This is a genomic window from Sphingomonas sp. R86520, from assembly GCF_042466285.1.
GTDB lineage: Bacteria > Pseudomonadota > Alphaproteobacteria > Sphingomonadales > Sphingomonadaceae > Sphingomonas.
Map to the genome: position 1 here is coordinate 53,745 of NZ_JAXHBZ010000002.1, position 13,442 is coordinate 67,186.

14 protein-coding genes and 2 pseudogenes are annotated in these 13,442 nt (G+C 56.5%); 9 read left to right on the forward strand and 7 right to left on the reverse strand.

The annotated features are described in order from the left end of the window. Positions 1–90: 90 nt before the first annotated feature. Together SJY41_RS20560 and SJY41_RS20565 are read left to right on the forward strand one after the other, a co-directional pair. Positions 91–787 (forward strand): annotated as a pseudogene (locus SJY41_RS20560) (IS66 family transposase); the annotation flags it as partial. A 63-nt stretch (positions 788–850) separates the two neighbouring features. Continuing rightward, positions 851–1,021 carry a transposase domain-containing protein gene (locus tag SJY41_RS20565; protein ID WP_380784432.1) on the forward strand — a complete coding sequence of 57 codons (171 nt, stop codon included), beginning with the start codon at positions 851–853 and terminating at the stop codon, positions 1,019–1,021. 42 nt (positions 1,022–1,063) lie between these two features. On the opposite strand, the gene SJY41_RS20570 is transcribed toward SJY41_RS20565, so the two are convergent. The 4 genes and pseudogenes from SJY41_RS20570 to SJY41_RS20585 form a co-directional block, all read right to left on the reverse strand. Beyond that, positions 1,064–1,213: a transposase gene (locus tag SJY41_RS20570; protein ID WP_380784433.1), complete on the reverse strand. Its 150-nt coding sequence runs from the start codon at positions 1,211–1,213 to the stop codon at positions 1,064–1,066. Beyond that, on the reverse strand, positions 1,159–1,452 hold the full coding sequence (locus SJY41_RS20575; RefSeq protein WP_380784253.1) for a hypothetical protein: 294 nt from the start codon (positions 1,450–1,452) through the stop codon (positions 1,159–1,161). The genes SJY41_RS20570 and SJY41_RS20575 overlap by 55 nt, the downstream gene beginning before the upstream one ends. Before the next feature lie 97 nt (positions 1,453–1,549). Further along, positions 1,550–1,689: pseudogene (locus SJY41_RS20580) on the reverse strand (transposase); the annotation flags it as partial. 389 nt (positions 1,690–2,078) lie between these two features. Beyond that, positions 2,079–2,801 carry a LuxR C-terminal-related transcriptional regulator gene (locus SJY41_RS20585; protein ID WP_380784254.1) on the reverse strand — a complete coding sequence of 241 codons (723 nt, stop codon included), beginning with the start codon at positions 2,799–2,801 and terminating at the stop codon, positions 2,079–2,081. Positions 2,802–3,220: 419 nt separating this feature from the next. Between SJY41_RS20585 and SJY41_RS20590 the strand changes: the two genes are divergently transcribed. The 7 genes from SJY41_RS20590 to SJY41_RS20620 all read left to right on the forward strand — a co-directional run bounded on the left by SJY41_RS20590 (position 3,221) and on the right by SJY41_RS20620 (position 10,411). Further along, entirely contained in the window at positions 3,221–4,309 is a 1,089-nt protein-coding gene (locus SJY41_RS20590; RefSeq protein ID WP_380784255.1) for an NAD-dependent epimerase/dehydratase family protein, read from the forward strand. Continuing rightward, the gene (rfbF, locus tag SJY41_RS20595; RefSeq protein WP_380784256.1) at positions 4,306–5,124 is read left to right on the forward strand and encodes a glucose-1-phosphate cytidylyltransferase; all 819 of its coding nucleotides are present in this window, start codon (positions 4,306–4,308) and stop codon (positions 5,122–5,124) included. Before SJY41_RS20590 ends, rfbF begins: the two co-directional genes overlap by 4 nt. Before the next feature lie 102 nt (positions 5,125–5,226). Further along, the gene (gene rfbC, locus SJY41_RS20600) at positions 5,227–5,775 is read left to right on the forward strand and encodes a dTDP-4-dehydrorhamnose 3,5-epimerase (RefSeq protein WP_380784257.1); all 549 of its coding nucleotides are present in this window, start codon (positions 5,227–5,229) and stop codon (positions 5,773–5,775) included. Continuing rightward, positions 5,772–6,896, forward strand: coding sequence for an NAD(P)/FAD-dependent oxidoreductase (locus SJY41_RS20605; protein WP_380784258.1), 1,125 nt, complete (start codon positions 5,772–5,774; stop codon positions 6,894–6,896). Before rfbC ends, SJY41_RS20605 begins: the two co-directional genes overlap by 4 nt. Positions 6,897–7,153: 257 nt before the next feature. After that, positions 7,154–8,188 carry an acyltransferase family protein gene (locus SJY41_RS20610; protein WP_380784259.1) on the forward strand — a complete coding sequence of 345 codons (1,035 nt, stop codon included), beginning with the start codon at positions 7,154–7,156 and terminating at the stop codon, positions 8,186–8,188. Between the two features lie 59 nt (positions 8,189–8,247). Then, positions 8,248–10,014, forward strand: a complete 1,767-nt coding sequence (locus SJY41_RS20615) for a diguanylate cyclase (protein ID WP_380784260.1) — start codon at positions 8,248–8,250, stop codon at positions 10,012–10,014. A gap of 7 nt (positions 10,015–10,021) precedes the next feature. Further along, entirely contained in the window at positions 10,022–10,411 is a 390-nt protein-coding gene (locus SJY41_RS20620; RefSeq protein WP_380784261.1) for a response regulator, read from the forward strand. 395 nt (positions 10,412–10,806) lie between these two features. Here SJY41_RS20620 and SJY41_RS20625 read toward each other — a convergent pair whose 3' ends face one another. From SJY41_RS20625 to SJY41_RS20635, 3 genes are read right to left on the reverse strand one after another with little or no spacing between them, the layout of a single operon-like run. Next, positions 10,807–11,280, reverse strand: coding sequence for a hypothetical protein (locus SJY41_RS20625; protein ID WP_380784262.1), 474 nt, complete (start codon positions 11,278–11,280; stop codon positions 10,807–10,809). Between the two features lie 31 nt (positions 11,281–11,311). Then, complete coding sequence (locus SJY41_RS20630) at positions 11,312–12,028, reverse strand: hypothetical protein (RefSeq protein ID WP_380784263.1); 717 nt, start codon at positions 12,026–12,028, stop codon at positions 11,312–11,314. A 17-nt stretch (positions 12,029–12,045) separates the two neighbouring features. Further along, positions 12,046–13,407 (reverse strand): relaxase/mobilization nuclease domain-containing protein, encoded by a 1,362-nt coding sequence (locus tag SJY41_RS20635; RefSeq protein ID WP_380784264.1) that lies wholly within the window; start codon positions 13,405–13,407, stop codon positions 12,046–12,048. Between the last annotated feature and the right edge of the window lie 35 nt (positions 13,408–13,442).

The window sequence follows — 13,442 nt, forward strand, 5'->3', positions numbered from 1 at the left end:
ATGATCCCTGTTCCGGGCGGGGCACGGGGTCTGGATAGCCACCGGCAAGAGCCGCTCAAACGCCAGAGCGAAACCTATACCACCGAAGGCATGAGCATCAGCGTGTCGACGCTTGCCGACTATGTCGGCCACGGCACCGTTCTGCTGCGCAGGTTGGTCGACGTCATCGAGGCGCACATCCTCGCCGGCGAGCGCATCCACTATGACGATACGACCGTGCCAGCCAGGGCGGCCGGCAAGACCATAACGGGCAGGATCTGGGCATCCGTTCTCGACGACCGCCCCTTTGGCGGCACAGACCCGCCCTGTCTGCTATTACTACACCCGCGACCGCACAGGAGCCCATCCGCAGTGGCAGCTTACCCGGTATTCCGGCATCCTGCAGGCTGACGCCTATAGCGGCTATGACGCGCTCTACGCTGCATGCCGCAAACCAGGGCCATCCTTGAAGAACGGGCGCTGGGCACACGCCCGTCGCCCGTTCTTCAAGGAACCCCGCCTGCGCCGGACGCCGCTCACGGTCGACATCGTCGCCCGCATGGATGCGATCTTCGCTGCCGAACGCGTGATTTGGGGGCGAAACGCAAGTGAACGGCTCGCCTTGCGACAAGTCCATGTCGCCCCGCTCGTTGTCGGGCTCGAGCAGTTCCTGCGCCAGCAATATGGGCGCCTGTCGCACAAGGGCGATCCGGCCAAGGCCATCAACTACATGGTACGCTGGAACATCTTTGCCCGCTTCGTGTCCGACGGCAGGATCTGCATGACCAACAACGCGGCCGAACGCCGCGTGACAACCGTTGCCGTCAGGCGCTGGAACTGGACCTTCTGCGGCTCTGACCGTGAGGCCGCCATGTACACGCTGATCCAGACCTGCCGCTTCAACGATGTCGACTCGCATGCTTGGCTGCGAGACGCCATCGCGCAGATCTCCGACCATCCTCAGACACGACTTCCCGAGCTATTGCCGTGGGAATGGAAAGCTCGACAACAGCGCCCCGAAGCCATCGCGCAAGCCGCGTAGCATCAGTTGCGCCAAACTAGAGGGCGCTCACCGAATGCATACCTATATTAGCAACCGGCGGATATCAGCCTGTCCTGCCTCTGAGGTGCGACCGAGCCGCTCTTTGCCGCCTGAGTAAAACTGGCGCCGTACAAGGCTTAGCCAGGCTGAAAGGCGCGGCCCTGAATGAAACTCTCCATCGACGGCGCAAATGCCTCGACAGCCAGAGCCGTCATCGGGCCGGCCCCGGGGATCGCTTGCAAGCGACGGGCGGTGTCAGCCTCGCCTGCTAGAGCTTTGATCTTTTTCGTCCGCGCGTTAATACGGACCGTCTGTTCGGCGATCTGTTCCAGCAAATCACGGCATTCGTCCCGCATCAGATCAGGCAAGTCACTGTGTGACGGGTCAAGGATATCCTCTATCCGTCCGATCTGACGGATGTCTTGCAGCACGATATGGCCCTATTCGTAAAGGGCTGCCTGAGTGCGTTGATGAGTTCGGTACGCCGGTCGGCAAGCCGTTCGCGAGCGCGAAACAGGGTCGCTCGGCTTTGTGCGGTCCATAAGCGCTGGGCGCGTACCGCCACCGCTGCTCATTGCGATTGACGACAACGATCCCGCTCAACACCCCCGATCATCGATCCGAGGCTTGCCGTGGCTCTTCGTAAAGTACGGCTGCAAGCGCGCCATCTACTTATCGGTCGGCAAGTGCAGAGTCGCCCCTCCCGGTTCTCCTTGCGGAGCCTGAGTCAGATCGCGCCTGTCACATCAATGGCCGACAAAGGGAGCGAAGGGCGCCAAGAACAACCATTGTGGTGTGAATACAGAAGGTCTTAGCCAAGTGTAAGATACGAATCATACCAAGCAATAGAACTTGACTTACGAGGTTTACCTGCAGGCAAGATCGTTACGGACGCGACATTGACGGTCACCATACTCGGACCCGCCAAAGCCCGACATCAATATAAAGCAAAATGCATCAGTATCGGCGCGTGCTCTACCCTGCCGTCCATCACGACGTATGTGCTATGCTGCGTATCTCCGTAGCCGCGGCCGGATCAGTACAGGTACAGCTTTGCCTACAGATGCTCGATCGCGCGTCCGTTTCCAGGATAAGCCTGGTGACAGCCATCTGTGTGAGAACAGGCAGCCTCGTCGCGATCCCCCATAGCCCATATTGCAGCCTGAGTTCGGTTCTGAACGCCTATCTTACGCAATATTGCCTTAACGTGAACTTTTACTGTGGCCTCACTAATCATAAAACGGCGTGATATAACCTTGTTTGGCTGTCCAGCGACCAGGCCGGCCAGGATCTCTTCTTCACGCGCCGTCAAGCCTGTCTCCGCCATCGCAATGCGGTGCGTATGTACTGGGCTACTAGGCATGCGCGACAAAAGGCTGTTGGTTAAGTCCGATGGCATTACTTTTTCGCCGACAGCAACAAGGTTGAGATAGGCGATCAAGGAATCGGTTGATATTTTCTTGACAATATAGGCGCTCGCGTCGTGCTGAAAACATTCCATCATCAGCTCATATTCGAACTTATCGGTAAGAACGATCATCAAGCCAAGAGGCATTTTTCGATGAATCTCGTCAAGAAGCGCCACGCCGAGCGTTTCAACCAAGCCATCAATAAGTATGAGATGACATATCGGATTTACCGTATCAGGTGATACTTCCACCGCGGAAACAGCACTCCCTAAGCTGACTATCTTGAAGTTATTTTCAGATAGAAGCCGGCTCAGCCCATCAAGCAATATCGGATTACCGCCTAGCAGCGATATTGTTACCTGCTCAGACATTCGTACCCCCATTTGCATTCGGCCCGGATTACCCCGATCCCGGCAGAAAGGTGCTATTAAGCAGCCGTGTGTTGGCCGCTTGATAACCTATGTGACCGGATTCAACCGGTTTGGTCAAGACTATCCCTTTGGCTATTGATTAGTATCAATGGAGTTAGATCTAAGTTAGGTCCCTGGACATATAGTGGATTATCCCGGATTGCTTTTCGGCATACTCGTTTTTTAGCAAGGTATACTTAAATAGATTCACAATACTGCAATGTATGATCTTTACAAGACGGCCCATCCTGGTATGTTAATATAGTATTAACCAGTGTAACCAGTAAGTATGGTGCCCATAATGTCATACGCCTCCAAATGCCTCTCCATGCGAAGGGATGTGGTATCACAGTATATCTTTGCTATGGGGGGCTTGCTAAATGAGAATACTCATCACCGGCAACATGGGATACGTTGGTCCGTCCGTTGTTAGACAGCTACGAAATTCTTATCCCAGAGCGGTAATTGACGGATACGACACGGGGTATTTTTCACATTGCCTAACCATTCCGGAAAGGTTCCCCGAGAGACTTCTTGATCATCAGACGTATGCAGATGTACGAACGATCAAACATGAAGACGTCGAGGGCTATGATGTCGTTATAATGTTGGCTGCAATTTCCAACGATCCAATGGGTGCTAGATTTGCTCATGTCACAGGTCAAATCAATCAGGACGCGGCGATTACGATCGCCAATATCGCTAACGATGTTGGAGTACGTAACCTTGTCTTTGCGTCGAGTTGTAGTGTCTACGGATTTGCCAGCGGTCAGCCGCGTAACGAACAGGACCCCGTAAATCCTCTGACGGCTTACGCTGCGTCCAAGATTGGCACAGAAAACGCGTTGGCAGAGATAAAAGGTGCGATGACAATCACAAGTCTGCGATTCGCTACTGCTTGCGGAATGGCAGATCGATTGCGACTCGACTTGGCACTTAATGATTTTGTCGCAGGCGCTTTAACACTCGGTGAAATTTCCATTCTATCGGATGGAACACCGTGGAGGCCACTGATCGATGTTGCGGACATGGCGCTTGCCATCGAATGGGCAGCAACTCGCAGCGCCAGCAATGGCGGACGCAACCTAGTTGTTAACGCCGGACATACGTCGGGTAATTATCAGGTCCGCGACCTTGCAGAGGCAGTGAGCCGTGCGGTGCCGGGCTGCGAGGTTTCGATCAACAGGGATGCGCCCGCCGATTCACGATCATACAAGGTCGATTTCGGCCTCTTTGCTTCACTCGCGCCCGACTTTGTGCCTCGCATGCGGCTTGAAAACTCGATAACCGCGCTGATTACAGGATTGAAAGCACTGGCGTTTACTGACCGAAATTACCGGCAGTCGCGGCATTTCATCCGTCTCGAATCTCTCAAAGGTCTCATGGCCCAAGGTCATCTATCCGAGAGATTGACGTGGTCAGCTCGCGATAGTGCCCCTTCCGTTTTTGCAAAGGATCTGGCGGCATGAAGGCAGTATTTCTAGCAGGCGGCTTCGGTACGCGCCTGAGTGAAGAAACATCGATCATGCCAAAGCCAATGGTTGAAATCGGCGGCCGTCCAATCATGTGGCACATCATGAAAATGTACGCCCATTACGGCATCCGTGAATTCGTGGTGTTAGGTGGGTACAAGGTAGATTTCATCAGGTCATATTTTCTGAACTACCGCGCCAGATCGTGTGACGTCTCGGTCGATCTGACGACGGGAAATGTCGAATGGCTTGATGCCTGTACAGACGATTGGCGGATAACCATTCTGGACACTGGAATCGATACGATGACCGGAGGCCGCATGCTTCGCGCGCGCCATTTGTTGGCGGAGGCACCGTTCTGCCTGACATATGGCGACGGGGTGAGCGATGTTAATATTGGTGACGTCATTGCTTCCCATGACCGATCCGATAAATGGTGCACACTAACAGCAGTGTCGCAACCAGGCCGATACGGCGCGCTGCGTATTGGCGACGATCTTGAGACAGTTCAGGGCTTTAGCGAGAAAGGAGCGAGCGAAGGCGGCCTAATTAATGGCGGTTTCTTTGTCTGCGACCCCATGGTGCTAACCCAAATCGATGGCGATAATACTGTGTTTGAAGCAGAGCCGATGAACCGGCTGATCGAACGCGACAAGTTGGGATGCCATATTCACACTGGCTTCTGGCAGAGCATGGATACGCTCCGCGACAAACATGTCCTCGAACAGCATTGGGCCGGCGGTGTACCGCCGTGGAAGATTTGGAGCGAGGCGCCTAACGATAAGATCGCTCAATGGCGACGGTCAGCTTGATCGCATGGGCGAACGTTTATCACTCGCCTCTTGGACGCTTCCTGCGCCTTGGAGCAAGCAGATGCTGCCCCAGTCCCCCTGCCGCCATCGGGGAGTGCTCAAATGATCTTTGTGCCAACAACGCTGCCCGGTGCGTTTATAATCGAGCTGAGCGTTCACACGGACGAACGCGGTTCGTTTGCGCGGACAATGTGCCAAGATGAGTTCCGCGCGCATGGGATAAACGAGGTTTTTGTTCAGCAGAATATCTCGTTGACGCGCAAGCAGGGTACCGTCCGTGGTATGCACTTTCAACGCGAGCCACACCGCGAAGGCAAACTAGTTAGGTGCGTACGAGGTGCCATCTTCGACGTGATCATTGATCTTAGACTGGAGTCGTCGACCTATTTGTCCCATCTGTGTTTTTGGTTGGACGGTACGACACCGACGCAAATCTACGTCCCTCCAGGCTTTGCACACGGGTTCCAGACACTGACCGATGACGTCGAAGTGACATATTCGCTCTCTCACCGCTATGTCCCCTCCGCGCAGGGCGGCTTGGCTTTCGATGATCCGATACTTGATATCGCGTGGCCCCTTTCGGTCACCACCTTATCGGACCGCGACGCGACTTGGCCTCGCATCGAACCGCTCGTGCCGCCTTCGCTATGAAAGCGCAGAACGCCGTCGATGTCGTCGTCGTCGGCGCGGGTGTAGTCGGCCTTGCGATCGCACGTCGTCTGTCTGCCTCTGGTTTAAGTGTGGTCATTATCGAACAAGAGGCGGCAATCGGCACGGCAACCAGTGCGCGCAACAGCGAGGTCATTCATGCGGGGATTTATTACCAGGATACGCCGCTTAAAGCGCAGCTTTGCACCGCGGGGCGCCCGGCACTGTATGAATATTGTGCTGCGCGTCACGTCCCGCATCGCCGCATCGGCAAATTGATCGTCGCGGCCACAGCGCAAGACCTACCCATACTAGATCGGATCCAAGAGAATGCCATTGACGCCGGTGTTGATGATTTAATGTTGCTATCCGGCGACGATAGTCGCCGGCTTGAGCCAGCTCTCCAATGCGTTGCGGCGCTGCTCTCCCCATCAACCGGCATCATAGACAGCCATAGTTATATGATGGCTTTGCTTTCTGATGCCGAGGCATATGGCGCGCTTCTGGCCCTGAATACGAAAGTTACAAGTTTGTCCCAGCATGATGACGAACACTGGAGTGTTCATATCACTGGGGAAAGCGATCCTGTTATTTTTGCAGAGCGTGTCGTTATAACAGCCGGGCACGGGTCACAGGCTCTCGCGGCTGAAACTGAAGGGCTGTTGAAAAATACAATCCCGTTGCAACATTACGCGCGGGGGCATTACTTTGCATATCATGGGCGACACCCCTTTACTCACCTTATCTATCCTGTACCAGTTCCAGGCGGTTTGGGAACACACCTGACGCTTGATTTGGCGGGACGTGCCCGCTTCGGGCCTGATGTCGAGTGGATTGACGGTGTTGATTATGCGTTCGGCGCGAACCGAGGCGACGCGTTTGAAGCTGCTGCGCGTCGGATCTGGCCCGGACTTGATCCTGCTCGACTGTCTCCGGACTATTGCGGTATTCGCCCTAAGTTAAGCGGACCGGGAGATAACACTGCTGACTTCGCTATTCATGGCCGTGATCACCACGGTTTAAATAACTTGGTCGCACTTTACGGGATAGAGTCTCCCGGACTCACAGCCTCCTTAGCGATCGCAGATCTAGTGGCAAATAAATTTGATTTAGATAAATTATAGTATCTAAAATACATATTTTACAATATTTTCATATTATTATATGTTTAATTTAGTCTTGCAATATTATTTTATTTTTTATCATAGATTATAAGTTTGCAACGGCGCCACTTTTCTTAAGTTAACGTCATTACGTTAAAGGTAGAACGTCGGACTATGATATGCCGCGTTCGTGCAAATAATAGCCTGCGTATACTTAGTTGCATCGCTTTTCTGCGGATACACTGTGATCATCGGACGTCCGCCCCAGCCTGTTAGCAATGGAGATACGTATCCCTCTAGCGCGTCCGATCCTCCGCATACCGAGACCTGGGGTCACTTTGCCTCACGCAGCGGAACGGCGCACCACATGGCTCGACGCCGCGCGAGGCGCAGGCGCCGTTCTTGTTGTTATCGGCCATGTTGAGCGCGGTCTAAGCGGCTCTGGTCTCGCTATAGGTGATGATTTTCAGCGTTTCGACCTAGCCCTCTACACATTCCACATGCCGTTCTTTTTTCTACTCGCCGGGGCGAACAGTGGGCGTTCAATTAACAAGTCGTGGCTCACAGTAATTCGCCGTAAGATTGTCACTATCATATATCCCTATATACTATGGTCGCTAATTCAGGGAACCGCTGTTGCCATCATGGCCCACACGGCGACCGGTACACATCACTGGCGGGACCTAATCTTAATCCTCTGGCGACCGATAGGACAATTCTGGTTCCTGTACGCGCTCTTCGTTTACACGATCATTGCGGCGTTCTTTCGACATAATTATGTGATTATTATAACTATCGGAGCTTTCGCAGTTGTCGCGGCGGATTTTGTATATTCAGGCTCACCGCTCGATCTCGGGCTTCACCACATGATCTTCTTCGCCATTGGAATCGTACTTTCTGAGCGGATAATAGCGTGGCATCCAGCGCGACCGACAGTGGTAGCGGCCGTAGCCACAGCCGCGTGGGCCTTGGGATGGCAGCTCGTGCCCCACACGCAACGCTTCGCGTATCTCACAGTGGGCGCACTGCCCTGTGCCTTTGCGGGATCCGTTTGCGTTATGGCCGCGGTGCAATCGTTGAGCGGCATGGCGTTGAGCCTTCTGGCGTGGCTCGGACAAAGAGCCATGGCCATTTTCGTTCTCCACATCCTCGCCGCGTCCGGCGTACGAATTGCTCTCGTTATAGGAGACATTCCACTGACGGCCGGAGAGCACATGCTCATTGGTACGGCCTGTGGCTTAGCGCTACCTTGTGCATTTCAAGAAATTGCCGAGCGTTTGGGCATTGCGCGGCTTCTAGCGCTAAGAGCTTGAAATGATTACTCCAAAGCAGCATACATATGTTATTCATCTTTCTAGAGTAAAGTCTTGGCATGTCGATCCGTCGCCACCGATCGAGCGCTATCATTACTTCCATAGTATACCTGACATTGTCGATCGCGACGGTATCCTTCACCCGCTTCGACGGCGGAGTCGCCTTTCTTTGGATTGCCAGCGCGTTCCTAATCGCGCGATTGAGGACGCTACCTGGAGAAAAATGGTATCGTCATCTGCTCGGCTGCACCGTGTCCAGCGCTGTCACGACGGCGTGCGTCGGGCTTGGTACGTGGGCCGCGTTTCCCATCGCAGCCATGAACATCTTGGAAGCCGTCGTCGCAGCCGTCCTGCTGAAGCGACTATCTATTCCGGAACACCCATTGGTATCACAGCACTGGCTCTTGCGCTTCGTCCTCATCTGCGGGGTCGTTGCGCCCCTGACCAGTGGCATAGGTGCGGCCGCTATGGCGACGGCTATTGCGGGCGGGAGTTATCAGGTCAACCTCACACGCTGGTTTACCGGGCATGCGTTGGGTGCGATCACGTTCACGCCAATTTTTACACTGCTTATGCACGGCGATGTTCGCAGTTGGGCACGGGGCGCCACTCGAGCTCGTCTTGCAGAAATCGGACTGCTTCTGACCTTTGTAATCGTCACCTGCCTTACGGTTTTCATTCAGCAAAAGCTGCCCTTGTTATTCCTTCCCCTGCTACCGATCATTCTCACCACGTTCCGTGCTGGTCGATTAGGCGCAGCCCTTTGTGTGGTCATTCTTACAATGGTCGGCGGTGGCTTCACACTGAGCGGATCAGGTCCAATCAGCCTGTTAGTCGGCAGTGTGGGTGACCGTATGCAGTTTCTACAATTTTACCTTGCTGCAACCGTCCTGACCGTGATGCCGATCGCTGTTGACCTAGCTAGGAGGAGGCACCTATTCCAGCAATTACGTGACAGCGAGGCGCGGTATCGGATGCTCGCCGAAAACTCTACCGACGTTATCTTGAACACTGACGTCGATGGAACGATCCGCTTCGTTTCTCCGTCTGTGCAGCAATTGGGAGGCTACGCACCGTCAACACTCGTCGGTCGCAACGCTGCAGACCTTGTACTGGCCCAAGATCGTGCATCTGTCAGGCGTTCGCACCTTATGGCTCTTCGCGCAGGCGGAAAGATGATCAGCATCGAGCACCGAGTTGCGATCAACACAGGCGAGGAGCGGTGGTTTGAAACGCATAGTCGATCCGTTCAGGACGACACGGGCATCGTTGAAGGTGTAGTGAGCGTTACTCGTGACGTGTCCGCGCGGAAGGCGACCGAAGAACGTCTCTCGCAGGCGGCTTTAACCGATCCGCTTACCCAGCTGCCAAACCGCCGCGCGTTCCAGATTGAGCTCGACGCCATGATGGAACAGGCGAAAGGTGGCGCGCTTCCGTGTTGCCTTGCGGTAATCGATTTTGATCACTTCAAGCAGGTAAATGACGTATTTGGGCACGTTGCCGGAGACCAAGTGTTACGTGAGTTCGCGCGAGTTGCCCTTAAAATGGTTCGTGGTGGAGACGTCGTAGCACGGATCGGGGGCGAGGAGTTCGCCATTCTCTTGCGCGCGGCGACCTTGGGTCAAGCCTTTGAGGTTTGCGAAAGGTTGCGGGCTACGATCGCCGCTCTAACAATCGGGCATGAGGGGCACGCTATTCATGTCACCATTAGCGGCGGGATAGCCGCGGTACATGGAGATGACGGGGGAAATCTCTTGGGGGCGGCCGATGCAGCATTGTACGAGGCGAAGAGGGGAGGTCGAAACCGCCTCTCCCCGACGGTTTAACCAGATCATGCGCTTCCTGTGCATCGATGATGATCCTTTAAATCTGCAGGTTTTGACCGACATGCTGCAGGTCGCTGGCGGTTCAGCCGATGCCTTCACAAGCGGCGCAGCGGGTCTCGACGCACTGGATGCTGGAACATATGATATGGTTCTAGTCGACCTACGTATGCCTGACATGGACGGCGTTGGATTCATAGAACGGGTCCGTGGCAGATTGGACGACAAAAGGGCCATTCCAATCATTGTACTGACCGCTGAGGGACGTGAAAGCGAGGTCAAGCGCTGCCGGACAGCCGGCGCTGATAGTGTACTTGCCAAACCGGTTATGATGGACGCCCTTTTCGAAGGCCTGGGCACGGTGCTCGCCCACAAATCGCTCGGCGGAGACATACCATGATCCGACAACCAGCCGAAATTTCGCCCTTCTGGTAAGAGGCGTCCATCTACGTTCAACGCGCGACACTAACGCTGCATACCGTATCTGGTTCTAGGCCGGCGTCTCCGTTTGTCGAATAAGTCATGGTTTGCCATAAGCATCGACCATCACTTCCGTCATTTGGGTGGTCGAACACCGGGTAGATCCGATTTGCGTGCTGCAATCGCAAACGACAGGCCGAGCCGGATCAGTTCGTGCGCCGGGTCACCAATCATCGCTTAGTCGAGGTCGCGGATCTGCACTTCGATACGGCCGCATGCCCTCGTTGATCGGGCCGAGGTTGCCAAGGTGACAATCGTCGCAGATGCAAATTGCCGCCCGCGAAGAACGATTTGTAGGTGACACCGGTAACCGATTCAGCGCTCCCTTTCAGCTTCGGGGGCGATCGTATTATTGGCGGTACGCGGGAAGCGGGCATCCGCAAGCGTTGGTCGACTACCGGTCTCGATCATGGCTGCCAGCTCTCCCTGCAGCGCCGCCAGTTCAGGGGTCGACTGACTTTCGGGTCTCGTCCCGGCCTGGCGTGACGCAAGAACGAAAAGATCGAACGCACCGGCCAACTCAGGTTCGGCGTAGAGCGCAGTGCTCTCGCCGGCCCGCCATATCTTGGCGAGTTGTTGCGAACGGATCATACACGCTGCGGCCGATTGGTCGACCGATCTAGTCGTGGTGGGCGGCTTTGGCGCCGCGGCTCCCCTGCCCTCGATCGCTGCGCGCGTAATCGCCGCCATACGATAGCGCAGCACGCGCGTCTCGGGCGTGTCTGTCGGCGAGGGCGTATACTGCTCCTTCAAGATCGCCGTCAGTTTGGCCGTACTCTCGGACGCCACTGTCGCTTGCCAGTCCGTCAGGGCGCGTTCTTCAGAAGCAAGGTGCGCAGGCTGTGCGATGATGAAGCGCTCCAGCAGCGGGTCGTCCTCGACATCGACAGGCAGCGGGCCGCCACGCCCGCTCGCAGCGGCATAGCTGAAGGCGGCTATGGTGCTGACCTTCTTGAACCCGGCCCGAGTTCAGCTCGCGATCCTCGTCCTGGTTGGCAAGGATCTGTGCGACTGCCGGCGCGAGCTGGGGCATTTCACCGCGTCCGGCTTCACCATTGGCGACCACCAACTCGAATACCTTTTCGACGCTGGTTGCGAGCAGCCGAAGCGCATCTGCGATTGCGCCGCTGTCGGTGCTGACGTTTGTCCCGATGGCATCGACCATCAGCACGAGCTGATTGAAACCTTCCGCAACGGCTGAGCGGCCAGCTTTCGCGTCATCCATGATCGCCTCGAGCACGGGCACCACGGTCGCGATCTCTTCTCGGGCTTTCTGCTGATTGTCGGACAGCGCGCCCAGGACCTTCACGACGCTCTCATAGCCGGCATCGGTGCGTCCCTGATTGTCGATCACTCGACCGAGAATCGCCTCAAGGACCGGCAAGATACCCGTCACCGCGGCTTGGCCGGCGTCGATCGTATCGAGCCGATCGATGATCGCGCGGTGCGATCCCTCGATGCGCGCGTTGCTTTCGCTCAGTGCCGCGAGTTGCCCCTGAAGAAGGGAAATTCCGTCGAGCAATGCGGCAAGAGCCACTGTGCTTCCCTCGGCGCTCAACGGCCCGGTCCATCCCTATCGCGCGCCCGATCGCGTTCCTGCTCAGCCCGATCGCGCTCCTGAACCTGCCGGACGATCTCATCCGCGCGCTCTGTCTCGATTGGCGCAACAGGTTGGCTCGTCTTCTCGATAAGCGCCCGGAGGCGTTCGTTGGTCGCGTCGGGCGGCTCATCGCTCGCGGTGAGTTCGCTGAGCTTGTTGGCTCTCTCGATCAGCGCCTGAAGTCGATCGGCAACCTCGAGCTGGCGATCGGGCTCCCTCGATTTCGCAGGCGTTAGCGCGGTTGCCGGCGTCGCATCAGGTTGCGTCGCCTTGTCTCGCAGCGCCCTTAGCCGGTCCAAGGTGCTGAGGTGCTCGATCGGCGTGAGGTCATTCCGAACAGGACGCGTTTCGCGCGCCTCCCGGATTGCCCTTGCCGAATTTGCTTCGGGCTCGGGCATCGAAACGACGAACTTCTCAAGGCTCTGGGCAACCACCTGGTCAGCAAAGGAGGGTGACGCAGAGAGCTCGGTGATCGACCGAACATACGTCGCCCGAACCATGGCGTGGCGGGTTGCCAGGACAGTCATAACGGGGTCGGCGACACCCTGGTCGCGTAGGCGCTGCGCGCGATCCGCGCGGCTTACATCGATGCGTGGGACAAGACCTTTGTCGCGCATCTTTTGGATAGCTATGTGCTCATGCATCGGGTCGAGCCCCCGCGCCCGTGTCGGTGTGGCGTTCGCCTCGATGCCCCTGTCGCGCAACTTCTCGGCGAAGCGTTGGCGCCAACGGAAGAGGTCTTCGCGGTCCGGATGGAAGCGACGGCCGTCGAGATCCCGGCGCGCGATCGTGATGTGAACATGCGGATGATCGCGGTCGACGTGAAGGCCAGCGACCCATGAGCGGTTGGCGAACTCCTGTCTGGCGAAGTCGACGGCAGCTGCCTTCAGCTTCTCCGGATCGGTGCCCGTCGGCATCGACAGGATCATCGATATGGAGGTCGCTCCCTTACGTCGAGCGTCCCCATCCATCTCCCATTCGTGCCAGTCTTGCGCGAGGATCTGCATGTCGCGACCGTCGCGAAGGACCTCCCCATCACTCGTCTCGAGGCCCAGCTCCTTCTCCGGTCCGTGCCCCAAGCGGCTGATGTAAGCGAAGTTGGCGAGGACGTGACCTCCGCCATGCTGGCGCCCCGTGATGCGGACCACGACCTCGGGAACGCGCCGCGACGTTCGGTCCAGCGTCATCACGGCTCGGCCACTCATCCGGGCATCGGTACTCCCCCCAAACGCATGCTTCGCTTGGACGGTCGGCCGAGAGCGGCCGTTCGACGTATGCGGTTTGGGGATCATCGATGCGACCGCGATGCCGAGCATCGTTCCACCAGCCTTCGGCGCCTTTGGCGACCCGC

Bases quoted from the DNA above. Each gene is read 5' to 3' on its own strand.
- SJY41_RS20565 (WP_380784432.1), top strand. From the start codon at position 851: ATGTACACGCTGATCCAGACCTGCCGCTTCAACGATGTCGACTCGCAT.
- SJY41_RS20585 (WP_380784254.1), bottom strand. From the start codon at position 2,801: ATGTCTGAGCAGGTAACAATATCGCTGCTAGGCGGTAATCCGATATTG.
- SJY41_RS20590 (WP_380784255.1), top strand. From the start codon at position 3,221: ATGAGAATACTCATCACCGGCAACATGGGATACGTTGGTCCGTCCGTT.
- rfbF (WP_380784256.1), top strand. From the start codon at position 4,306: ATGAAGGCAGTATTTCTAGCAGGCGGCTTCGGTACGCGCCTGAGTGAA.
- rfbC (WP_380784257.1), top strand. From the start codon at position 5,227: ATGATCTTTGTGCCAACAACGCTGCCCGGTGCGTTTATAATCGAGCTG.
- SJY41_RS20605 (WP_380784258.1), top strand. From the start codon at position 5,772: ATGAAAGCGCAGAACGCCGTCGATGTCGTCGTCGTCGGCGCGGGTGTA.
- SJY41_RS20610 (WP_380784259.1), top strand. From the start codon at position 7,154: ATGGAGATACGTATCCCTCTAGCGCGTCCGATCCTCCGCATACCGAGA.
- SJY41_RS20615 (WP_380784260.1), top strand. From the start codon at position 8,248: ATGTCGATCCGTCGCCACCGATCGAGCGCTATCATTACTTCCATAGTA.
- SJY41_RS20620 (WP_380784261.1), top strand. From the start codon at position 10,022: ATGCGCTTCCTGTGCATCGATGATGATCCTTTAAATCTGCAGGTTTTG.
- SJY41_RS20635 (WP_380784264.1), bottom strand. From the start codon at position 13,407: ATGCTCGGCATCGCGGTCGCATCGATGATCCCCAAACCGCATACGTCG.